General features: G+C 64.9%; 19 protein-coding genes and 1 pseudogene. 7 read left to right on the forward strand and 13 right to left on the reverse strand.

Annotated elements, in window-relative coordinates:
- Positions 1–8: 8 nt before the first annotated feature.
- From PD284_RS13400 to PD284_RS13410, 3 genes are all read right to left on the reverse strand, one after another.
- Positions 9–1,292 carry an O-antigen ligase family protein gene (locus tag PD284_RS13400; RefSeq protein ID WP_274628688.1) on the reverse strand — a complete coding sequence of 428 codons (1,284 nt, stop codon included), beginning with the start codon at positions 1,290–1,292 and terminating at the stop codon, positions 9–11.
- Positions 1,289–2,827 (reverse strand): undecaprenyl-phosphate glucose phosphotransferase, encoded by a 1,539-nt coding sequence (locus PD284_RS13405; protein ID WP_274630631.1) that lies wholly within the window; start codon positions 2,825–2,827, stop codon positions 1,289–1,291. Before PD284_RS13405 ends, PD284_RS13400 begins: the two co-directional genes overlap by 4 nt.
- Before the next feature lie 154 nt (positions 2,828–2,981).
- Positions 2,982–3,587 (reverse strand): DUF1993 domain-containing protein, encoded by a 606-nt coding sequence (locus tag PD284_RS13410; protein WP_338036653.1) that lies wholly within the window; start codon positions 3,585–3,587, stop codon positions 2,982–2,984.
- 54 nt (positions 3,588–3,641) lie between these two features.
- Between PD284_RS13410 and PD284_RS13415 the strand changes: the two are divergent.
- Positions 3,642–3,829 (forward strand): annotated as a pseudogene (locus PD284_RS13415) (IS5/IS1182 family transposase); the annotation flags it as partial.
- Here the strand turns inward: PD284_RS13415 and PD284_RS13420 are convergent.
- Together PD284_RS13420 and PD284_RS13425 are read right to left on the reverse strand one after the other, a co-directional pair.
- A complete protein-coding gene (locus PD284_RS13420; protein ID WP_274628689.1) occupies positions 3,826–4,953 on the reverse strand; it encodes a glycosyltransferase in 1,128 nt (375 codons plus the stop codon). The pseudogene PD284_RS13415 and the gene PD284_RS13420 overlap by 4 nt on opposite strands.
- Positions 4,954–4,967: 14 nt before the next feature.
- The gene (locus PD284_RS13425) at positions 4,968–5,531 is read right to left on the reverse strand and encodes a polysaccharide biosynthesis/export family protein (protein ID WP_274628690.1); all 564 of its coding nucleotides are present in this window, start codon (positions 5,529–5,531) and stop codon (positions 4,968–4,970) included.
- 233 nt (positions 5,532–5,764) lie between these two features.
- On the opposite strand from PD284_RS13425, the gene PD284_RS13430 reads away from it, so the two are divergent.
- Entirely contained in the window at positions 5,765–7,999 is a 2,235-nt protein-coding gene (locus PD284_RS13430; RefSeq protein WP_274628691.1) for a GumC family protein, read from the forward strand.
- Here PD284_RS13430 and PD284_RS13435 read toward each other — a convergent pair.
- Positions 7,988–9,217 (reverse strand): GNAT family N-acetyltransferase, encoded by a 1,230-nt coding sequence (locus tag PD284_RS13435; protein WP_274628692.1) that lies wholly within the window; start codon positions 9,215–9,217, stop codon positions 7,988–7,990. The two genes, PD284_RS13430 and PD284_RS13435, sit on opposite strands and share 12 nt — an antisense overlap.
- A gap of 89 nt (positions 9,218–9,306) precedes the next feature.
- On the opposite strand from PD284_RS13435, the gene PD284_RS13440 reads away from it, so the two are divergent.
- Entirely contained in the window at positions 9,307–10,359 is a 1,053-nt protein-coding gene (locus PD284_RS13440) for a polysaccharide deacetylase family protein (RefSeq protein ID WP_274628693.1), read from the forward strand.
- Here PD284_RS13440 and PD284_RS13445 read toward each other — a convergent pair.
- Positions 10,356–10,571 (reverse strand): DUF2842 domain-containing protein, encoded by a 216-nt coding sequence (locus PD284_RS13445; RefSeq protein ID WP_274628694.1) that lies wholly within the window; start codon positions 10,569–10,571, stop codon positions 10,356–10,358. The two genes, PD284_RS13440 and PD284_RS13445, sit on opposite strands and share 4 nt — an antisense overlap.
- A gap of 137 nt (positions 10,572–10,708) precedes the next feature.
- Here PD284_RS13445 and PD284_RS13450 point away from each other — a divergent pair, with 137 nt between their 5' ends.
- On the forward strand, positions 10,709–11,800 hold the full coding sequence (locus PD284_RS13450) for a COX15/CtaA family protein (protein WP_274628695.1): 1,092 nt from the start codon (positions 10,709–10,711) through the stop codon (positions 11,798–11,800).
- Here PD284_RS13450 and PD284_RS13455 read toward each other — a convergent pair.
- From PD284_RS13455 to speB, 3 genes are read right to left on the reverse strand one after another with little or no spacing between them, the layout of a single operon-like run.
- Positions 11,790–12,629 carry an aminoglycoside phosphotransferase family protein gene (locus tag PD284_RS13455; RefSeq protein WP_274628696.1) on the reverse strand — a complete coding sequence of 280 codons (840 nt, stop codon included), beginning with the start codon at positions 12,627–12,629 and terminating at the stop codon, positions 11,790–11,792. The genes PD284_RS13450 and PD284_RS13455 overlap by 11 nt on opposite strands.
- A complete protein-coding gene (argC, locus tag PD284_RS13460; RefSeq protein WP_274628697.1) occupies positions 12,630–13,559 on the reverse strand; it encodes an N-acetyl-gamma-glutamyl-phosphate reductase in 930 nt (309 codons plus the stop codon).
- Positions 13,560–13,594: 35 nt separating this feature from the next.
- The gene (gene speB / locus PD284_RS13465; RefSeq protein ID WP_274628698.1) at positions 13,595–14,593 is read right to left on the reverse strand and encodes an agmatinase; all 999 of its coding nucleotides are present in this window, start codon (positions 14,591–14,593) and stop codon (positions 13,595–13,597) included.
- A 145-nt stretch (positions 14,594–14,738) separates the two neighbouring features.
- Between speB and PD284_RS13470 the strand changes: the two genes are divergently transcribed.
- Complete coding sequence (locus tag PD284_RS13470; RefSeq protein ID WP_274628699.1) at positions 14,739–15,779, forward strand: glycerophosphodiester phosphodiesterase family protein; 1,041 nt, start codon at positions 14,739–14,741, stop codon at positions 15,777–15,779.
- 74 nt (positions 15,780–15,853) lie between these two features.
- Positions 15,854–16,513, forward strand: coding sequence for an SH3 domain-containing protein (locus tag PD284_RS13475; RefSeq protein WP_274628700.1), 660 nt, complete (start codon positions 15,854–15,856; stop codon positions 16,511–16,513).
- 27 nt (positions 16,514–16,540) lie between these two features.
- Here the strand turns inward: PD284_RS13475 and PD284_RS13480 are convergent, their stop codons facing one another.
- The 3 genes from PD284_RS13480 to rplM form a co-directional block, all read right to left on the reverse strand.
- Entirely contained in the window at positions 16,541–18,058 is a 1,518-nt protein-coding gene (locus tag PD284_RS13480; RefSeq protein ID WP_274628701.1) for an ABC-F family ATP-binding cassette domain-containing protein, read from the reverse strand.
- A 367-nt stretch (positions 18,059–18,425) separates the two neighbouring features.
- Positions 18,426–18,908, reverse strand: a complete 483-nt coding sequence (gene rpsI / locus PD284_RS13485) for a 30S ribosomal protein S9 (protein ID WP_274628702.1) — start codon at positions 18,906–18,908, stop codon at positions 18,426–18,428.
- Positions 18,909–18,912: 4 nt separating this feature from the next.
- Positions 18,913–19,374, reverse strand: a complete 462-nt coding sequence (gene rplM / locus PD284_RS13490) for a 50S ribosomal protein L13 (RefSeq protein WP_274628703.1) — start codon at positions 19,372–19,374, stop codon at positions 18,913–18,915.
- 238 nt (positions 19,375–19,612) lie between these two features.
- Between rplM and PD284_RS13495 the strand changes: the two genes are divergently transcribed.
- A complete protein-coding gene (locus tag PD284_RS13495; RefSeq protein WP_274628704.1) occupies positions 19,613–20,056 on the forward strand; it encodes a peptidoglycan-binding domain-containing protein in 444 nt (147 codons plus the stop codon).
- Positions 20,057–20,078: the final 22 nt, after the last annotated feature.

Genomic DNA, 20,078 nt, shown 5'->3' on the forward strand with positions numbered 1-20,078 from the left:
GGGCCGCGTCAGGCTGCGTTGGTGCGGGCCGAGGCGTGCGCCTCCTGCGCGCCCCCGAATGGTGTGTGCGGTGCGAGGCGCTGGTGGCGCGCCTCAAGCGCGATCGCGGCCCAGACCAGGCCCAGCAAAAGGTAGAAGTGGCGCCAATGGTCCGTGTCGATGACGGTTCCAAGGCCGATGTGACCGAGGAAGACGACATAGGCGCAGAGGAGATAGGGCTGCCAGGGCCGGTTGCGAAAAAGGATGCGGAAGCCGGCGGCCGCGGTCCACACGATGAGGCCGAGATAGGAAACGAAGCCTAGCCAGCCGTAATCCATGAGGCTCTTCAGCCAGATGTTGTGGGTGTCCTCGCCAAAGATCTTGCCGAAGACGAGTGGGCCGATGCCCAGCGGATGCTCAAGCGCCATCTGGAAGCCGATGTCGTAGCGGGCAAAGCGGCCGAGGCGGGCGCTGTCGTAATCCTGGACGAGCTGGGCGCGCGCGCTGAACAGGTCGGCGATGCTGGGGATCTGCAGCGCGACAAGCAGGCCGATGACCAGTACGAAAACGGCAGCGATGCTCATTGCAACGATTCTCAGCCGCAGCGCGCCGCTGGATGTCTGGAGGAAGAGCGCCAGCACCAGCAGCACCGAGGAGAGGGCGAACAGCCCCCAGGCGCCGCGCGAGAAGGAGAGGAAGATCCCGCCCGCGACGACGAGCAGCGGCAGCGCATAAAGGGGCATGCGCGCAGGAGCCTCGGTGAGCATGCGGTGGAGCAGGAAGACGCCGGGCAGCGCCAGGAAAGGCCCGAAGACGTTCGGATCCTCAAAAGCGCCGGCCGCGCGGTCGTAACGCGTGAACATCTCGGCGCCTGGGAACGCATGAAAATAACCGAGGATGCCGAGGGTTGCGGTGGGGAGCGCGGCCATCAACCAGGCGATGAAGATGGAGCGGTAGAGGCGGTCGTCCGCCTCGACCACGGCGGCAATGAAGACGGCCGTGAAGGCGAGGAACAGAGAGACCGCCAGATAGAGCGGCGCGCCCGCCATGTTGGCCATCTGCGTCATCGAGATCATGCCGCCGATGTTGAAGGTCACCAGAAGGATGAGCAGCGGCAGGATGAAGCGCGAGATGCGCAGCCCGAAGAGCGACCAGACGGCGATCAGCCCCGCCATGTAGAGCTCGTAGGGGGCGGGTTCCCTGATGACGAAGCCCGACAGGAAGACGCCGAGCGACACGGCGCCCGTGGAGATGAGCGCGACCGACTTGGCGTTGATCGCCTCGCGGCTGAGCGGCTGCGCCACGGCGCTCAATAGGCGTTTTCCGTGTTCAGCAGACGGATCGGGGTCAGCAGCAGGATCTTCAGGTCGAACCACAGCGACCAGTTCTCTATGTAGTAGAGATCGTACTCCGTGCGCTTCTTGATCTTCTCGTCGCTGTCGATCTCGCCGCGCCAGCCGTTGATCTGGGCCCAGCCGGTGACGCCCGGCTTGACGCGATGACGCGCGAAGTAGCCGTCGACGACTTCGTGATAGAGCTTGTTGTGGGACTGTGCCGCTACTGCATGCGGCCGCGGCCCAACCAGGGAGAGGCTGCCAAACAGCGAGTTGAAAAATTGGGGCAGCTCGTCGATCGACGTCTTGCGGATGACGCGGCCTACACGCGTCACGCGCGGGTCGTTCTTGGTGACGGTGTTGCGGGCGGTCGGGTCCGACTTGTCCGCATACATGGAGCGGAACTTATAGACCTCGACGATCTCGTTGTTGAAGCCGTGCCGCCGCTGCTTGAAGAGGACCGGCCCCTTGCTGTCGAGTTTGATGGCGATCGCCGTCGCAAGCATGATGGGGGAGAAGACCACGATGCCGATCAGGCTGAAGACGATATCGAAGGCCCGCTTGGCGACCGAATCCCAGTCGTTGATGGGCTTGTCGAAGATGTCCAGCAGCGGCACCGAGCCGATGTAGGAGTAGGAGCGGGGGCGGAAGCGCAGCTGGTTCGAATGCGCCGAGAGGCGGATGTCCACCGGCAGGACCCAAAGCTTCTTCAACAGTGACAGCACGCGCGCCTCTGCGGTCAGCGGCAACGACACGATCAGCATGTCGATATGCGCCACCCGCGCGAACTCGATGAGTTCGTTAACGGTGCCGAGCTTCGGGTAGCCCGCGACAATGGGCGGCGAGCGTTTGTCGTCGCGGTCGTCGAAGATGCCGCAGATGCGGATGTCGTTGTATTCCTGCTGTTCGATCGAACGGATCAGCGTTTCGGCCGCCTTGCCGCCGCCGACGATCACGGCGCGCCGCTCCATGCGCCCATCGCGCGCCCAGCGACGGAAGAACCGCGCCATGACAAGCCGCAGGCCGAGCAGCAGCACGAAACCGCCGACATACCAGGCGCCGAACCAGAAGCGCGAATATTCGGCCGAGACCTTCAGGAAGAAGCCGGCGATCGCCAGCAGTGCGAACGCTGCCGTCCATACAACGAACAGCTTGCCGAGGTACCGAATCGGCCGCATCAGCGTCGATATCTCGTAGGCTTCCGTGATTTCGAGCAGAATCACCGTGATCAGCGAGGCGCTCACCGTGATGCCAAGATAGTGCCACAACAGAGGCGACCGCAGGCCGACATAGGTCGCGCACAGGATCAGTCCAGAGGCCAACAGCAGTGCAAACTCGACCAGCCGCAGCGTTCCGCTGGCCATAACGGGCGATAGGCTGTCCTGGCGGTATTGTGCCGCTATCTGCTCGGCGACGGGGTTGAGGCCGCCGGGCCGTCCTGGCTCGTCGCTGGCATCGCGGTAGGCGTGCACCGCGGCGCTGGAGAAGCAGTCCGCGGGATCAGTGTCTTTCATCATTCGGCCCCGTGATCCTGCCTTCGCCGATAGCAGAGACGGCCTAAGAAACCCTTGATGAGGACGGATGTGATTGAACGAGGGGTGAACTGATAAAGGGCGTGGTCGCGGTGTTCGAGTGGCAACGGTCCTTTGCGGGGGATCAAATTTCGGCTCAGAATGATCTGGTGCGCAGCCGACCCTCGTAATCACGTTTACCGAGCGGCACGCCCCGCGAGCGCAGGATGTTGTATGCGGTGACGGCGTGGAACTGGAAGTTGGGTAGCGAGAACGAGAGGAGGAAGGTCTCTGACGTGAAGGCCAATGTCCGCGGAGCCCAGATCGAAATGGAGGCATTATCCTCGTCGAGCGGTCGAAAGAGGTCAATGTCCAGATTCTTGCCGGACCAGCTGTTGACCTCATCGGGGGTGAACGCCTTCAACGCTGCTACTGCCTGGCCGACCATGGCCCGCAGGTCGGCGAAAGGCATTGCGCCTACCGGAGGCGGTGGGGCGAACACGCCGGTCTTCACAGCCTCCAGCCCCCACACGGCATGATGCGTCAGGGCTTCGATCTGGAAATGAAAAGGCGCCATGTCGGGGAAGAGGCGGGCCTTCACGACTTCTTCCAGGTCGGTCCCGGTCTCGGCGCAGTGTCTGGTCGTTCGGTCGAGGAAGGCTCCGACAGCGCTCACGGTTTGGAGGAAAGTCGGCACACTGAGGTCGTAGAGTGATATCCGCATTGCCTTCCTCTCTTGAGCAATCTGAATCATAGTGGGCATGTGGCAATGGCAAGGCAAGCGCACAGGCTGGCGGTCCGGGGCGCTCGACCATCTCGTCCCTGGAAACCCTGCTTCAGCAGACGCCTCTACCGCGAGCGCACCAGATGGACCGCTTCTTCTCCAGGCTGGAGCACTTGCGCCGCGTCGCTACCCGCTATGACAAGCTCGCCGGCAACTTCCTCGCCATGATCCAACTCGCCTCAATGCGGCCGCGGCTCCGAACTCATGAGTCTGAGGCCTAGGTGGCGAGCGCTCCGCGATAGGCGCGCTCGACCTCGGCGGCCATCACGTCGACGCCGAAGCGGGCCTTGAGTTCCGGCAGGGAAGGCATGAGCCTGGAAAGGCTCTCCGGTTCGGATAGGGCGAGTGCGATCTTTCCGGCGAGTTCATGCGGATCCGGTTTCACGAGCGCTCCCGAGGCGACGCCAAAGATCTCCGGAATGCCGCCGACGGCGGTCGCGATCATCGGCCTGCCGGCGCCGAGCGCCTCGAGCACGACGTAGGGCATGGCCTCCGCCCGGGACGGTACGATCACCGTGCGCGCCAGCGCGAATGCCTCGCGCGCACGCATCGGTGGGCAAAAGGTCACGCGGTCAGCTAGCCCCAGTGCCTGAACCTGTTGCCGATATTGGGGCAGGGCGTCGCCGTCGCCCACCATCACCGCGCTCAGACGTTTGGCGAGGCGTATCTCGGCGTCGGCGAGCGCATCGATGAAGATGTCGGGTCCCTTCAGGTCGCGCATCATGCCGATGTAGAGAAGATCCGCCGCGTCCGGTGCGGGCGCGACGGGTTCGAACTCCTCCGGGCGCAGGCCGTTATAGACCAGGCTGTTGGGCACGGGAGGCTCGCCGACCTTCCTGCGATAGGCGTGGCGCTCGTAGTCGGACACGAAGAGCAGGTGGTCGGTGAAGCCCGCCATCAACCTTTCGATGCCGAAGAACAGCCTACCGGTGAGGGTGCCTTCATCGTAGTGGAGGCTGCCGCCGTGGGGCGAATAGAGGCGGGCTACGCGAAACCTGGATACCCGCAGGAGCGAGCCGAACAGACGCGCATAGGCGCCACCCTTGGCGCCGTGGCCGTGGATGATGTTCGGCTGCAATCCCTTGACGATTCCGTAGGTGCGCCAGGCCGAGGCGATGTCGCCGGGGCCAATATGGCGCTGCATGGGCGTGCGGTGCACGCCAAGCGAGAGCATGTCCTCCATGCCGTCGAAGAGCTTTTCCTCGTACGCTCCGCCGGTGGTCGAATCGCACACGATGCCGACTTGGTGGCCAGAGGCGACCTGAGCCTCTGTGAGGTCGCGGACGTGCCGGAATATGCCGCCTACGGGCGACCGGAAGCAATGGACGATCCGCAACGACTCCATTCCTGGCGGCGCCGTCAGAAGAGGCGTTCGCGCACGTAGATGGTATCTCCCGGCAGCACCGGATCCGAGGTCAGGACGCGGCCGGTCATGACCTTGCCGTTGATGTCGCGCGTGACGTCGACATTCGCCTGATTGGCCCTTGGGGAGTAGCCGCCCGCCATGGCGATCGCCTTCTGGGCGGTCAGGCCCGGAACGTAGGAGTACTGGCCGGCTGCGCCGACCTCGCCCATGAGGAAGATGGGCCGGTACTGGTCGACCTCGACGGTCACGTCCGGATCCCGCAGATATCCCTGGCGCAATTGCGCCGCGAGTGCGCCTTCCATCTCCTGCACCGTCTTGCCGCGCGCCGGAACGCTGCCGATCAAGGGAAAGGCGAGGTGGCCGGACTGGTCGATGCGGTAGGTGTTGGTCAGGCTCTCCTGCTCGAACACGGTGACGCGCACGCGGTCGCCGGCGCCGAGCCGGTAGGGCTGGGTCATGGCGGCGTGGAACGCAGCCGGAGCCGGCCGGTAGCCGGAGCAGCCCGCCACGACCGATGCCGCGAGGAGACCTGACAGAAGAGGGAAGAGGCGTTTCATTCTCGATGAAGTCCCTGGACGAGCGGCCAGAACTCGACCGGCGCTTTCCGATGGATCCCTTATCGACTTGTTAGGGTTAATGGGCGGTAAAGGGCGGGTCCCGCCGCAGCAGCAGGTGGCGATGCAGGTCCGCGCCCTTTGCAATCCCCGAAAGCGGTTGTTGGACCCGGCATCTTAACGACTGGGTTACCATAGCTCTTTACGATCGCGCTGACCGCAGGGGCGAGGGTTGCATGTCGCGCGCAGATAATCCGGCAAACGACGTGGATGTCGATCTCGGCAGGCTGTTCTCCAGTCTGGTCCGAGACTGGCAGCGTATCATTGTCGTCGCGCTTATCGCGACCGGTCTCGCGTTCCTTCTCGCGTGGTCGGCGAAACCGCTCTACCGTGCCGAAACCCGCATCCTGATCGAAACCCGCGAATCGGTGTTCACGCGGCCCACCGACGCAGCCGGAGAGGCGAACAGCCCGGTTCTCGACGAAGTCGGCGTGACCAGCCAGGTGGAGGTGATCGGCTCGAGCGATATTCTCAAGCAGGTCGCCCGCCAGCTCGACCTTGCCGACCGGAAGGAGTTCGACGAGGCCGCCAACCCGTCGTTGTTCGACTGGATGCTGGTACTCGCCGGGTTGAAGTCCGATCCTTCTGAGATCCCTCCGGAAGAGCGGGTCCTGTCGAAGTTTCGCGAGAAGCTCAGCGTCTATCGTGTTGATAACTCGCGCGTCATCGTGGTCGAGTTTTCATCGGAGGACCCGAAGCTGGCGGCCGACGTGCCGAACGCGATCGCAAAAACCTACCTGCAGGTCCAGCGAGATGCGAAGCTCGCCTCAAACTCCGATGCCACCGACTGGCTGGAGCCCGAGATCGCCGATCTGTCCAAGCGGGTGAAGGAGGCCGAGGCGCGAGTCGCCGCCTTCCGGGCCGAATCGGACCTGCTCCTCGGGCAAAACAACTCGGTGCTCGCCACGCAGCAGCTGTCCGAGATAACGTCCGAACTTTCGCGGGTGCGCGCCAACCGGGCTGCGGCCGAGGCGAGGGCCGAGAGCGTGCGGGGCGTGCTGCAAAGCGGCGGATCGCTCGAAGCACTGCCCGATGTGCTGTCGTCGGAGTTGATTCAGCGACTGCGTGAGCGCCAGGCGCAGCTCAAGGCCGACATTGCCGACCTTTCGACGACCCTGCTCGACAACCATCCGCGCATCCGATCCATGCGCTCGCAGCTGACCGATCTCGAGGCGCAGATCCGTCGCGAGGCCCAGAACGTCCTCAACAGCCTGCAGACGGAGGCCAAGACGGCGCAGATGCGCGAGCAGCAGCTTCTGGGCGATCTGAACCGCATGAAGGCGGAGTCGGCGCGCGCGGGCGGTGAGGAGGTCGAACTTCGCTCGCTGGAACGCGAGGCGGCCGCCCAGCGTGAACTGCTCGAATCCTACCTGACGCGCTACCGCGAGGCGGCATCCCGCAAGGACCGCAACTACCTGCCGGTCGACGCGCGCGTCTTCTCCGAAGCGACGGTGCCCGCCGAGCCCTACTTCCCGAAGATGCTCCCCATCGTCGGCGCCGCCTTCATCGCATCGATGCTGATCATGGCGATCGTGACGTTGCTTGCCGAACTGTTCAGCGGACGCGCCATGCGCCCAGCCGCGGGTGCGCGGATCGAGCCGGTCTCCGAAGTCGCGATGCCGGCTGGGAGCGTGGCTGAGCCGGTGACGGCCGACGCAGGCAAAACGTTCGCCGCTCCCGAACCGGACACCGTGCTCGCGCAGGAAAGCGAACTCGACACTCGCTTGAGGTGGGATGGACAAGCGCATCAGTCTGTTGAAGTTTCTGCGGTGGACCATCTGCCCGAACCGGTCGCGTTCACGCCGTCACCGCTCGGCGAAGTGACGATCGACGCAGCGGCCGAGAAACTGATCTCGGGAGGCGCTTCCCGCGCCATCTTCGTGTCGCCCGAAGGCGACGAAGCGGCTGCTGCGGCGGTGCTCGTGGCGCGCGAGGTGGCTGACGCGGGCCTGCGCGTACTTTTGTTCGATCTGACCGCCGCGGGCGCAGCATCGCGGCCCATGCTCGACAGCGCGGCTTTCCCGGGCATCACCAATCTGCTTGCCGCCGAGGCGCAGTTCACCGACGTCATCCACACCGACCACTACTCCGACTGCCATGTGATCCCAGTGGGCACGGCCGATCCGGTCCGCGCCATGCGTGCGGTCGATCGCCTGCCAATCATCATGGATTCGCTGACCACGGCCTACGACGTGGTGGTGGTCGAGTGCGGTCCGACCGATGCCGAAGGCATCCGCCGTCTCGTCAGCGACGGAGCGGAAATCCTGGTCAGCGTCCTGGAGCCCCGCGATGCGGCCATCGCAGACACCGCCTCGGCGCTTCGCGAGCGTGGCTACGAGGACCTGACTTTGGTCTCGCCGGTCGGCTACGGTCCGCCCAAGTCGCCGGTCCCGGGCCGGTCAGCCGCCTGACCGGTCGTCGCTCTCGGCGCCGGGCAGCGGGCTGCTGGCAGAGCGCCTGCGAAGCCATTTGACCACGCGCCAGAAGAGAGGGTTGTTCTTGACGACGCCCTTCGTCCTGTTCGACGCCCTCAGCGCCAGGGCATAGGCTCTTCCCCGCAGGGTAAGCGGCTGCAGCACGTCATAATGAGTGATCTCGGTGTCGCACCAGAGCCGCTTGTAGGGCTCGTCGCCCACGCTGAAGTCGTAGAGCGCAAAGCCCCCGTCTGCTGCTTCGCGGATGTTCTCGAAGAACAGGAAATCGCCCGGACTGGCATGTGCGACGTCATCCTCGGCGATTGCGCCGAATTCGCAGACGAGGCGGTCGCCGCATGTGCTCGACCCGGTCACGGCACGGAGCCTGCCGGCGACTTCAAGGCCGTGAAGCACAAAGCGCCGATTGCCGACCAGGCCCGACCTGAACAGATCCCGGAAGAAGGCGCGGATCGGCTCTTCGCCGAAAGCGTCGGCGACCCCCATCTTGCGGAAACGGTGGCCTTTCATTGCGAAGAAGGCGTCCAGCAGCCGGTCGATCTCTTGCGGGCTTTCTGCCTGGACGCGGCGGAAACCGCCTGCCGCCTCGAACTTGCGGGTCTGGGAACGGTGCTTCTTTTGTCTTCGCTTGGCGCTGCCCCGCTTCAGCACTGCGTCGAACCCGCCTGTCAGGGTGACGGCAAGGGCCAGGTTCGGGCTGGGGGAATGGTCGAGCTGCAGCAACGGGTTCCGCACGCCTTCTATCTCCGGCGCGAGGCGCTCAAGCCATAGCAGGTCGATGTCGGGCCGGGCTCTACCGATCGCCTCGCAAAGGCTTTCCACCTGCGCGCGCGACAAGCTGGGGAGATACTGCCGGTCTCCGGCCGGGAAATTCCCGTTGGCGTGTTTGCCGCCCATGAAGCGCGCGCAGCGCACGGGGCCGAAAGGCACGATCTCCAGCGCCAGCGACCACACCGGGCGACCCTCGGCAGTGATTGTCGCGATCACGCAGTCGGGAACCGCGTTCTTGATCCAGCAACCGATCCATTCGGCGGTCTGTGCCGGCGCCGCGATGCCATCGGCTGCGAGGCTCGCATAGGTCGCGATGTGCAGGGGCGCAGTGCTACCGACGGCAAGGTCGACAGGCCCGATGCTCGCCACGGAGCAGGGGAGCGCTGCCGCCCCTTCGCCCCGCGTCGGTGTCGCGATGTCAACCATCCCTCAATTCTTCCGGCGTATTCGGGATGCGTGAACCCGCACCCCGAAATTCATCGTCGATCGCGAACCTAGGTTAAAAAGGTGAACCAATGATCGACGCAGGCGAGGCGATCCGGAAGCTGGCGCTGAATGTCATGCGCTATTCAGGCGTCGCGCCGCTGGCCTGGCCGTTCCTCGGCGGCGCAGGCGCCATCCTGATGCTTCATCGGGTCACCGCGGTGTCGCCCTCTTCGGAGAGCGTGAATCGCCACCTGACCATCCATCCGGATTTCCTCGACGGCCTGATCGCGGACATGAAGTGCAGCGGGTACGAGTTCGTCTCAATGGACGAGGCCTGTGCGCGTATCGGTCGTCCGGGTGGACGACGCTTCGCAACGATCACCGCGGATGACGGCTATCGCGACAACCTGATCGAGGCGCTGCCGGTGTTCGAGAAGCATGCAACGCCCTTCGCCATCTATATCGCTCCTGCGCTGATCGATCGGGCCGTCGACCTGTGGTGGGAAGTCATGGAGAACATCGTCGAGGCGGCCGACATGCTACGGGTACCGACGCAGCGCGGTACGAAGACGCTCGACTGCTCGACTGCAGCGGCGAAGTTCCATGCCAAAGCGTGGCTCCACGCGTTCCTTACCGGGCAGGTAGCCGAGGACGCGCAGCGCCAATCTCTTCGCAGCCTGGCCGCGTCGGTGGGCGTCGATCCCGAGGAGCCGGCGCGGGACCTGATGAGCTGGGAAGAAATCCGGGAAATTGCAGCCCATCCGCTGGCGACCATCGGCGCCCATACGGTCCGTCACTACAATCTCAGCCGGCTCAGCGAGGAGAAGGCCCGCCGCGAGATCGCCGACTGCATCGGATTGATCGAGGCGAAGGCAGGCGTGCGCCCCAGGCACATGGCCTATCCCTACGGCTATGCCGCGGCCGTCGGCCGCCGCGAGGTAGGGTTGGCGAGGGAGGCCGGCTTCGTGTCGGCCGTGACGACGCGTCACGGCGTGCTGCAGCCGGCGCATGCCGACCATATGCACGCGCTTCCACGCATTTCGGTCAACGGGCGATATCAACGTCTCGGGCATCTGAGGACGATGCTGTCCGGTGTGACGACGCCGCTCGCCAATGCCGGCAGGATGGTCGTTACCGTCTAGTGATTGCTCGGCCTGGGGCCGGCCATCCACTTGATGATGAGCATGGCGGGCAGGACCCAGAGCAGGCCGGAAAACAGGAAGAACGAGAACTGCACGAGCGGTCCGGATTCGGCAAGCTGCGCCACGGCCACGATCGTCGCGACAATCGCGTAGACGATGACGAGCACGACGAGCAGGACCGTGCCGATGAGCTTCTTGAGGCGGACTGGCATGGCCTGTCTCCTAAGGGCAGATGCGTCGCCGTGCAACGGCCTCGTGTGCGCTTGAGCGCGACCGCGTGTCGCGAAACGCCGGCTTGTCAGGCCAGAATGGATGGTCCACCACTCGCGCCGATCACGGGACGCCTCGAATGACCGCCATCGCCTCCTCCCTTCCGCTCGCCGAACGCGACCGCGCCCTGCGCAACCGCACGCTGGTCCGCGCCTGGCTCTACATCGTGCTCCTCACGCTGTTCGCCCTGGTCGTCGTCGGCGGCGCCACGCGGATGACGGGTTCGGGCCTGTCGATCACCGAGTGGAAGCCGATCCATGGCGTCATTCCCCCGCTCAACCAGGCTGAATGGCAGGAAGAGTTCGAAAAGTACCAGCAGATCCCGCAATACGAGCAGATCAACAAGGGCATGACCCTCGACGAGTTCAAGGGCATCTTCTGGTGGGAGTGGGCGCACCGGTTGCTGGCGCGCGGCGTCGGCTTCCTGGTCGCGATCCCGCTGGCGTTCTTCTGGATCGCCGGCCGCCTCGAGAGCCGGCTCAAGCTGCGGCTCGTCGGCCTGCTTGCGCTCGGCGGCCTGCAGGGCGCGATCGGCTGGTGGATGGTGGCGTCGGGATTGGCGGAGCGCGTTTCGGTCAGCCAGTACAGGCTCGCCACCCACCTGACGCTGGCGTGCATCATCGTCGTGGCGACTGCCTATATTGCGCGCGGTCTGGCGCCGCACTCCGAGGCGCCGGCGGACCGCAGCGTACGCCGCTTCGCCGGCTTCATACTCTTCCTGCTGCTGGTGCAGGTCTATCTCGGCGGGCTGGTTGCCGGCCTGCACGCCGGTTTGAGCTACAACACCTGGCCGCTGATGGACGGAGCCATCGTCCCCGGCGACCTGCTGGTCATCGATCCCGCCTGGCGCAATTTCTTCGAGAATCCCAAAACCGTTCAGTTCGTGCACCGGATGGCTGCCTATACGCTGCTCGTGGTCGCGTTCTGGCATGCGGTGGCAACCATGAGGTCGTTGCCGTCGAGCACCCATGCGCGCCGCGCCTGGGTGCTGCTGGCGCTCGTCCTTGGGCAGGCGGCCATCGGTGTCGGCACCCTGCTTGCCCAGGCGCATATGCATTGGGCGCTGCTGCACCAGGGTTTTGCACTTGTCGTGCTGATCTTTGCGACCGCGCACTGGCGCGGCACGATGGGAAGTTTCCCGCTGGAAGGCGCGGCAGCCGTCAGGCGCTGAGGCGCACATCCCTGACGACGCTCACGGCGGCCAGTTCGCGCCGTTCGTCCTCGGGCATGCCGTCCTCGGCAAACCAGGCCGCGGACAGGCAGCCATAGGCAAAGGCGAAGTCGAGCAGGTGGCGCTGCGGGATGCTAAGGCGCGCTGAGAACACGTCCGCCATCATTGCCACGCGTTCAGGGTCGCAGCGCAGCGCATCGCGCTCGATCGGATTGTAGAAGAAGTTGGCGACGTCGTAGGCGCTGTCCCCGATGAGGCCCTTGGGGTCGATAGCCAGCCAGCCGCGCGCGCCGAGCATGATGTTGTCGTGATGCAGGTCGCCATGGAGCGGCCGGACGTCGCGCTGGCTGTCGAGCAATCTTACAGCTTCGCTTGCGGCTTCCACATAGAGCGTTTCCACGCCGGCATCGCGATCGGCGCGCGCCCTCGCGAACAGGCTGGTCAAGCGCTCGCCGAGCGGCTGCAGTTCATGCGGGGCGGGCATGCTGGATGCGGAGAACAGTTCCGCAAGGCACCCGGCCGCAATGTCCGTGGCCGCACGGTCGCCCTCTGCGTCGAGGTACTGTGTCAGGTGGACCGCGCCGGCATCCTCGAGGAGCATGTCGAGGCCCTCGATGTCGAGCAGTCGCACTGCGCCATGGCCGTCCCTCCAGCGCAGGTAGTGCGCGCCGCGCAGCTCGTCGTGCACGTCGTGAACGGGTTTCATGGCCTTGACAACGGCCGACGTTCCGTCCTCGCGGGTTGCACGCCAGATCTTGCTGCCGATCGTCTCCGCGACCAGTGTCGGCGCGCCGAGCTTCCAGCGCGCGAGGAAGGCCGGAGCGTCCATTCAGGCCAGGCCGAGCATGAGGTCCATGTTCTGGACCGCGGCGCCCGAAGCCCCCTTGCCGAGATTGTCGTAGACGGCGAGCAGCAGCGCCTGGGCGCGCTGGTCGTTGGCCAGGACATAGACCTTCATGCGGTTCGTGCCGTTGTAATGCTCGGGCTCGATCTCGGCGGAACGCTCGATGTCGCCCAGCGGCGCGACCTCGACAAAACCGCCCTTGATCCCCGCGTAGTGATCGGCGATCGCGGCGTGCAGTTCGGCCCCGGTGGGCACCCGCTCGAGCTGGCCGAGTTGCAGCGGCACCACGGTGATCATGCCTTGGGCGAAGTTGCCGACCGCCGGCTGCATGAGCGGATCGACCGCCAGCTTGGCGTAGGTCCTGAGTTCCGGAATATGCTTGTGCTTGAGCGTCAAGCCATAGGGCATGAACTCGGGCGCGTCCTCGCCCCTGGCGACGTAGTCCTCGATCATCTGGCGTCCGCCGCCGCTGTAGCCGCTGATGCCATTGATGGTGACGGGAAAGTCGGCCGGGAGCAGTCCGGCGGTGACCAGAGGGCGAAGCGTGGCGATCGGCCCCTGCGGCCAGCAGCCGGGGTTGGCGACGCGCTTCGCTGCGGCGATCTCGGCCGGCTGCGCGCGGTCCATCTCCGGGAAGCCGTAGCTCCAGCCCGCGGCAACGCGATGCGCCGTCGAGGCGTCGATGACGCGGGTGGTGTCGTTCTCGATCAGCGACACGCTTTCCTTTGCCGCGTCGTCGGGCAGGCAGAGGATGGCGAGGTCGGCCTTGTTCAGGAATTCCTTGCGGGCCGACTGATCCTTGCGGTGCTCGGTCGGAATCGAGATGATCTCGAGGTCGCCGCGGTCCGCCAGCATGCCCCGGATCTGCAGTCCGGTGGTGCCATGCTCTCCATCGATGAATATTTTCGGCTTCATGCTATCAATCCAACAAAAATCTGCAATTTCAACGACTAAGCGACCGTTTCGGCATCGTTTTCGGAGCGGTTCGAATTGAGTTCCAGCGCGCGTGCCTTCTTCTCCGCCAGCAGTCCCAGATAGGACATGGCAACGGCAGAACCGGCGATCGCCGTTATATCGGCATGATCGTAGGCGGGCGCAACCTCAACGACGTCGGCGCCGACGATATCGATCTTGTTCAGTTGCCGCAGCACAGAAAGGATTTTAGCGGAACTCGGACCGCCAGCGACGGGCGTGCCCGTACCAGGCGCGAAAGCGGGGTCCAGACAATCGATGTCGAAGGTGACATAGGTCTTCCGGCCGCCGGTCCGTTCGGTGATCGCATAGGCGATGTCGGAGGCGCGCATCTCCTCCACGTCGTAGCCGTAGAGAATCTTGATGCCGAGATCTTCCGGCGCATGGGTGCGGATGCCGATCTGGATGGATCGGTCCGGATCGATCACGCCCTCGCGCACCGCGCGCGCGACAAAGGTGCCGTGATTGATGGCCTTGCCGTCGTCGGCCCAGGTGTCCTGATGAGCGTCGAACTGCACCAGCGCCAGCGGTCCGTGCACGGCGGCGTGGGCCTTCAGCACGGGCCAGGTGATAAAATGGTCGCCGCCCAGGGTCAGCAGGAAGGCTCCCGACTTCAGCAGCTTGGCCGCCTCGCGCTCGACCGTCGCGGGTGTCTTGTGGTGGTGGCCGCTGTCCAGCAGGCAGTCGCCGTAGTCGACGACCGACAGCGTGTCGAAGAGTTCGCGATGGAACGGGTACTGCGGGTCGTTGTCCATGATGGCCGAGGCGCGCCGGATGGCCTGAGGCCCGAATCGCGCGCCGGGTCGATTGGTCACCGCGGCATCGAACGGAACGCCCCAGACGATTGCGTCGACGCCGCTTGCCCGCTTCGAATATTTGCGGCGCATAAACGACAACGCCCCGGCATAGGTCGGCTCGAAGGAATTTCCCCGCGGGCTGGTCGCGACGAAGGCGTTGTCGATGTTCACGTTCGGCATCGTATCTCCTTTCCTTGCGGCCAGTCTGTCTAACGAAGGAGCGCGGAACTTGCCAGCCTTGCAGCCCGAATGGGCAGGGCAGGCCGGCTTCACGCGCCTGTCACAGCGCGCGGCTATCCGATGTCGGGTCACGGGGACCATTCCAATGCGAAATCTCGCGATCGGCGCACTTCTCGGCGCTTTTCTTGTCCTGCCAGGACAGGCGGCGGAGGCCACGCGCACCGAGCAGATCCTCGGTCGATTCGGGAATGCGAACGACTGGCGCGACCATGTCATGGTCGTCGCCCACCGTGGTGGCGGCCTGATGAGCGGCAAGTCGCGCTTTCCCGAAAATTCCCGCGCGGCGGTCGAAGCGTCGATCCGAATGGGCGCCGAGATGGTCGAGCTCGACGTGCAGAAGACCAGCGACGGGATCCATGTCGTGTTCCACGACAGTTGGCTCGACCGCACGACGACGTGCAGCGGCAGGCTGGACGAACGGACATTCGATCAGCTGCGCTCCTGCCGGCTGGTCGTCGAGGCGACAGGCCAGGCCACCGCAGAGCCGGTGCCAACGCTTCGCGAGATGCTGGAGATCGCGCGTGGCCGCATCCTGGTCAATATCGACAACAAGCTGGGGTTCGAGGAACTCGGGGGTATGGTGGACGCGGCGCGCCAGCTCGGCATGGCCGAGCAAGTGATCATCAAGCAGAACCTCTGGAGCGCGGAAAAGGTGGCCGAGGCGCGTGCTCTCGTCAGCGGTTTTGGCGACGCCCAGTTCATGCCCATCATTGCGGACGATGCAGTGAGGGATGTTGGCTTCCTGGAGAGCGCGACGGATGCTGTCGACGCCCGCGCGGTCGAAATGATCAATTGGCGCGACGGCGCCCAGAAGCTGACGCAGGACGGCGGCGTGCTGTTCAGCACGCGTGCGCGCGCCGTCGCCGCACGCGGAAACTGGCACCTCTGGGTGAATACATACGCCATCGTCAACAAGGCCGGCGGCTATTTGGCCGGCGGGCGCGGAGACGAACTGGCTGTCGCGGCCGGCATGCCTGCCGAGACATACGGCTTCTGGGCGGATCGAGGGGCGACCATCATCCAGACCGACGAGCCGGAGGCCGCGATCCTCTGGCTCGACGCCAATGGTTATCGAGTCCCCTATGCGGTCGACCAGGTCGAGGCGGCGATTGATCTCAGCCAATAGCTTGTCATCGCCGCAAAGCTGACTCAGACTCATGAGATGGCCCATCGAATCGCCGATTCTGCAGAGCGCCGCCCATGCCCCGAACCCCCATCGCCGCCGCCTTTGCCTACCTGCTCGCCTCGATCTCCGGGCTCCACGCACAGGAGGGCGACGCATCGGGCCCGCAGTTCTTCGTCGTCACCGGCCTTGCGCCCGGAGATGAGCTCAACGTGCGCGCCACCGCATCGCCCACGGGCATGCTGATCGGGCGGCTGCCGAACGGATCGCAGCTGAGGAACCTTGGCTGCAGCGAGATCAACGGCGCGCAATGGTGCAAGGTCGAGGACGTCCACTCCAGCAAGCTGGCCGGCTGGGCGCCGGCGCGCTATCTCGAGGGCGCTGGCGGAAGCGCGCTGGCAAGTGTTTCCGAAGATGTCGCTGGTGATTCATCCACGTTGGCGGAGCCGGCCGAGCCTGAATTCGACGCCACCGGCGATATTCCTTGTGCTCGCTATTTCGGGCAGCCGATGTCTGCCTGCCAGGCCGGCGTCAGCCGTGGGAGCAAGGGCGAGGCCGAGGTTCTGGTCGTCTGGCCCGACGGCGGCGAGCGGATCATCCGCTTCCGCAACGGCGAGCCAGACAGCTCGGACGCGACCGAAGACATCCGCTTCACGCGCGAATCCGATCTCCACATGATCCGCATCGGCAAGTCCGAGCGCTTCGAAATCCCCAACGCGCTGGCTTTCGGGGGCTGAGCGGAACCACGCTGATTAGCCTCGGGCTCATCTTCGCGCCGAGGCGAAGAAGGCTTCGGCATCGTCGACCTCGACAAGCCGACGCTTCTCGATCAACCAGAAGCGGTTGCCGACATTCCTGACGAACGAGCGATCGTGCGAGGCCAGCACGCAACTCACCCCATGCTCCAGCAGTTCCCCCTCGAGCGCCTCCTGTCCATCGATGTCGAGATGGTTGGTCGGCTCGTCGAGAAGGTAGAAGTTGGGATTGGTAAGGCGCAGCACGAGCATCATCAGACGGGCCTTCTGCCCGCCGGACAGATTGCGTAGCGGCCGCGCCTGCATTTCGACATTCAGGCCGGCGCCGGCGAGTAAACTGCGCAGCCGCTGATCGCCGAGCTCGAAACGACGGGACAACAGTTCGAATGGCGTGTCGTCGCCCTCGATGCCGGTCATGCCCTGGTCGGCATGGCCGGGCACGACGGAGGGCGTGACCTTCGCGCCTGCAACGGAACCGGAGGTCGCGATCGCGCGGCTAACCAGCCCGATGAAGCACGACTTGCCCGCGCCATTGGCGCCGAGCAGCACGATCCGATCACCCTGGCAAATGGCTCGCTTGCCCGTCGTGAACAGGAGCGTCCCGTCAGGCGTCGAAACAGGCGCATCGTCAAACGAGATCAGCACTTTCGCATGGGTGCCGCGGTTGGCGAGGCGGATATCGCCGGCCGTGCGCTCGCGGTGCGCGGGCTTTGCGGTCTGCTCCAGGCGCTCGGCGCGGGCTTTCAACTGCTTGGTCTTCACCGTCAAAAGATCGCTGCCGGAGTTGACGCCGATGTTGTTGAGCCTGGCGGCCTGCCGGCGCAAGCCTTCCGCAGTCTTGATGTCGCGCTGGTATTGGCGCTCCGTCGCGGCATCCGTTTCTGCAAGCGCCACACGGGCCCGGGAATAGGGCAGCGCAAAGATCGGCGAGCGCACCGGACGCAGGAAAAGCGTGCGATTGGTGGCGCTGTCCAGAAAAGCGCGATCGTGGCTCGCAACGACGACGGGTGTGTCGCGGGAAAGGGCGGCCAGCCAATCTTCCAGACGCGCGATCTTCTCCAGGTCGAGATGGTTGGTCGGCTCGTCGAGCAGATAGACGTCCGGCTCGGCGACCGTCACGCGTGCCAGCAGCAACAGGCGCTGCCAACCGCCGCTCAGCGCCCGCACCGGCCGGTCGCGCAGGCCGGGAGGCACGTCGAGCAAATCCAGCGCGACATCGACGCGCCAGCTTTCGCCGGCGAGGGTCGCAGGATCGAGCGCGGCCGCGACGGCATCGTGAAACGTGAGGTCGAGCAGTGTTGCCGGAACATGCTGCTCAACGTGGCCGACGGTAAGACCTCGACTGCGGGTGATGTCGCCTGCGGTGGGCTCTGCGGCGCCGGCCAGACAGTGCAGGAGCGTCGACTTGCCGCGACCATTGGCCGCCACGACGCCGATGCGGTCGCCGGCGCCGATGACGAGGTTCAGGTCGGAAAACAGAGGCGTTCCGAGGGTGACGCCAACATTCTTGAGGCTGATCAGAGACATGGAGCTTCTCTTGGAAGTGTCCGGGCGCTGCAAGGCACCGGACCTTTGCACTTCGGCGACACCTCGAGGAGAGGGATCACCACGAAGGGCAGACCAAAAGAAACGAACGGAAGTGAACCGTTGGACCGTCCCTGGTCAGCCCTGCAAGCAAGCCTGCAGGGCGCAAACGGGGCCGCGCTGACGGTGTAGGCGATCGAAGAGCGTCACGCCGGCCTCCTTTCCGGTTCGAGTGATGCTGCGTCCGTACACCCGGGCGCGCGCCGGCGCAAGATTGTCCATCGCTGGCTCCGGGCCGGCACGCCACAAAAAAAAGGCCGCGCGAGACGGCCTTTTCCATAGATGCGGTGGGCGCGAAGCCCTGCCGAAATCAGCGCTTCGAGAACTGGAAGCTGCGGCGGGCCTTGGCCTTGCCGTACTTCTTGCGCTCGACGGTACGGCTGTCGCGGGTCAGGAAGCCGCTTTTCTTGAGGATCGAGCGCAGGCCCGGCTCGTAGTAGGTCAGCGCCTTCGAGATGCCGTGGCGGACGGCGCCCGCCTGGCCGGACAGGCCGCCGCCGGTGACGGTGGCGATGATGTCGAACTGGCCATCACGGTTGGTCGCGACGATCGGCTGGCGCAGCACCATCTGCAGGACAGGACGCGCGAAGTAGGCCGCATATTCCTTGTCGTTGATGATGATCTTGCCGGTGCCCGGCTTCACCCAGACGCGCGCGATGGCGTCCTTGCGCTTGCCGGTGGCGTAGGCGCGACCCTGCTTGTCCAGCTTCTGGACATGCACCGGGGCGGCGGGCTGCGTACCGGTCTGACCGGTGGCGGCGCCCAGTTCTGCGAGCGAGGAAAGCTCAGCCATAGGATCAGGCCCTCTTGTTCTTGGAGTTCAGCGCGCCGACGTCGAGCGTCTCGGGCTGCTGCGCCGTGTGCGGGTGCTCGGCGCCGGCATAGACGCGGAGATTCTTCATCTGGCGACGGCCGAGCGGGCCGCGCGGGATCATGCGTTCAACCGCCTTCTCGACGACGCGCTCCGGGAAACGACCCTCGAGCAGCTGGCGCGCGGTGCGCTCCTTGATGCCGCCGGGATGGCCGGTGTGCCAGTAGTACATCTTGTCGTTGTACTTGTTGCCGGTGAAGGCGACCTTGTCGGCATTGATGACGATGACGTTGTCGCCGTCGTCGACATGCGGGGTGAAGGTCGGCTTGTGCTTGCCGCGCAGACGGTTGGCGATGATGGTGGCGAGACGGCCGACGACGAGACCCTCGGCGTCGATCAGCACCCACTTCTTCACCACCTCCGCAGGCTTCTGCGAAAATGTCTTCATGGTTTTGCTCTCAAAAAGGACCCTCTGACGAGGGCGTTTCTTGTTGCTTGGCTTGCCAGCCGAGGCCGGCAATGACGGAAAGGCGGCCCGAGGGATGCTTTTCCACGGCGGCTTATAGGCGAGGGGGTCGTGCGCGTCAATCTGGGTCAGAAAAAAATTGGACAACAAAAACAACGAGTTGGGAGTGAGGTAATAAAATACCGCAGCGATCGGTCCAAATTGCGGGTGGCGGGTCGGTATGCTATTGTTAGGTATGTACCCGCGCTCCGCCACGCGCCTGCTTACACCGCCGGGTCTGGCGCGCTTTGACGAAGCCTACAATGACACGAGAACGCCGATCGGTTGGTGGGAGCGGAACACCGAAGCTGCCGGCCTGGTGCAAGCCTATCTCTATACGCTCGGCTATGACCTCATGCAGAGCGTCAAGGTAACGGACGGAGGCGCCAGCATAACGCCGGACGGCGCCTTTGGTCCCGAGACGTTCCGTGCCGTCCAGAAGTTCCAGCGGGACAAGGGAATCAAGGACGACGGCATGGTCGGCCAGAACACGTTCGACGAACTGGCCAAGGCCCTCGACAAGCCTCGGCCGGCTCATCAATTCGTCCGAGACGTGACGATCCAGTCCCTCAAGCGGCCGTGCAGGCCCGGGGATCTCATTTGCCCTGATCCGGATGTGAGATAGGCGCGGGGCAGCAGCCGATCGA

It is taken from the genome of Mesorhizobium shangrilense, assembly GCF_028826155.1.
In the GTDB taxonomy this organism is placed as follows: Bacteria; Pseudomonadota; Alphaproteobacteria; order Rhizobiales; family Rhizobiaceae; genus Arvimicrobium; species Arvimicrobium flavum.

Bases quoted from the DNA above. Each gene is read 5' to 3' on its own strand.
- argC (WP_274628697.1), bottom strand. From the start codon at position 13,559: ATGAAGCCGAAAATATTCATCGATGGAGAGCATGGCACCACCGGACTG.
- PD284_RS13445 (WP_274628694.1), bottom strand. From the start codon at position 10,571: ATGCCAGTCCGCCTCAAGAAGCTCATCGGCACGGTCCTGCTCGTCGTG.
- rpsI (WP_274628702.1), bottom strand. From the start codon at position 18,908: ATGGCTGAGCTTTCCTCGCTCGCAGAACTGGGCGCCGCCACCGGTCAG.
- PD284_RS13410 (WP_338036653.1), bottom strand. From the start codon at position 3,587: ATGCCCACTATGATTCAGATTGCTCAAGAGAGGAAGGCAATGCGGATA.
- PD284_RS13495 (WP_274628704.1), top strand. From the start codon at position 19,613: ATGCTATTGTTAGGTATGTACCCGCGCTCCGCCACGCGCCTGCTTACA.
- PD284_RS13450 (WP_274628695.1), top strand. From the start codon at position 10,709: ATGACCGCCATCGCCTCCTCCCTTCCGCTCGCCGAACGCGACCGCGCC.
- PD284_RS13475 (WP_274628700.1), top strand. From the start codon at position 15,854: ATGCCCCGAACCCCCATCGCCGCCGCCTTTGCCTACCTGCTCGCCTCG.
- PD284_RS13470 (WP_274628699.1), top strand. From the start codon at position 14,739: ATGCGAAATCTCGCGATCGGCGCACTTCTCGGCGCTTTTCTTGTCCTG.
- PD284_RS13405 (WP_274630631.1), bottom strand. From the start codon at position 2,827: ATGAAAGACACTGATCCCGCGGACTGCTTCTCCAGCGCCGCGGTGCAC.
- PD284_RS13430 (WP_274628691.1), top strand. From the start codon at position 5,765: ATGTCGCGCGCAGATAATCCGGCAAACGACGTGGATGTCGATCTCGGC.
- PD284_RS13425 (WP_274628690.1), bottom strand. From the start codon at position 5,531: ATGAAACGCCTCTTCCCTCTTCTGTCAGGTCTCCTCGCGGCATCGGTC.
- PD284_RS13440 (WP_274628693.1), top strand. From the start codon at position 9,307: ATGATCGACGCAGGCGAGGCGATCCGGAAGCTGGCGCTGAATGTCATG.
- PD284_RS13420 (WP_274628689.1), bottom strand. From the start codon at position 4,953: ATGGAGTCGTTGCGGATCGTCCATTGCTTCCGGTCGCCCGTAGGCGGC.
- PD284_RS13435 (WP_274628692.1), bottom strand. From the start codon at position 9,217: ATGGTTGACATCGCGACACCGACGCGGGGCGAAGGGGCGGCAGCGCTC.
- speB (WP_274628698.1), bottom strand. From the start codon at position 14,593: ATGCCGAACGTGAACATCGACAACGCCTTCGTCGCGACCAGCCCGCGG.
- PD284_RS13455 (WP_274628696.1), bottom strand. From the start codon at position 12,629: ATGGACGCTCCGGCCTTCCTCGCGCGCTGGAAGCTCGGCGCGCCGACA.
- PD284_RS13480 (WP_274628701.1), bottom strand. From the start codon at position 18,058: ATGTCTCTGATCAGCCTCAAGAATGTTGGCGTCACCCTCGGAACGCCT.
- rplM (WP_274628703.1), bottom strand. From the start codon at position 19,374: ATGAAGACATTTTCGCAGAAGCCTGCGGAGGTGGTGAAGAAGTGGGTG.